This is a genomic window from Brasilonema octagenarum UFV-OR1 (assembly GCF_963888615.1).
In the GTDB taxonomy this organism is placed as follows: domain Bacteria; phylum Cyanobacteriota; class Cyanobacteriia; order Cyanobacteriales; family Nostocaceae; genus Brasilonema; species Brasilonema sennae.
In genome coordinates this window covers 1-587 of record NZ_CAWPKW010000126.1, presented here as the reverse complement: position 1 = coordinate 587, position 587 = coordinate 1, and the positions used below count along the sequence as shown (strand labels likewise).

The following is a 587-nucleotide window of genomic DNA, read 5'->3' as shown; positions in this document are numbered from 1 at the left end:
CTGCTTTATCCCCAATCGTTCGGTTCATGCCAATCACATAGTTGACGTGCTGGCTAATGGCTTTTGCTTGTACTTCACTATAACAAGCATTCAGAAGTACGCACTCAACTCCCTTTGTAGCAAATAATTCAAACATACTGGAGAGCGCATCTGCGTTAAGAAACGCTGGCTCATCTGCTTCATCTTCTAAAACGATTCCATCAACTCCACCACCATGCCCACTAAAGTGAACAATTTGAGGTTGGTAATCTAAGATTGCTCGGTAAAAATCACGTTGACGTACTGCCCACTTTTGCTCTAACCTAAACTGCTCACGTTTGTTTCCTCGTTTCAACCCCTCATCAATCTCCCGTATTTCTTTATCCAATTGCAACCTGGAAGTCCCAGCCGGATTTGCTGCCAAAATCAAAATTGTTTTGACATCTAGGTTATTATCATCATCGGGTTGGGGAGAATTCATAGAACAAGGATCAAATTTGATACGGGCACAATTCAAACGTGCTATATGAAAAACACTTATATCACTTATATATATAGATGAAACTGAAATCAACTTATGCACCAGTCATTGCGACTAGAGGGAACAG

Annotated in this window: 1 protein-coding gene; it reads right to left on the bottom strand. The window is 40.9% G+C overall.

Going from position 1 to position 587, the window contains the following annotated elements; genetic code table 11:
* Positions 1 to 460 (bottom strand): CHAT domain-containing protein (locus AC5590_RS08925; RefSeq protein ID WP_169269050.1); only part of this gene is annotated, 460 nt, incomplete at its 3' end.
* Positions 461 to 587: the final 127 nt, after the last annotated feature.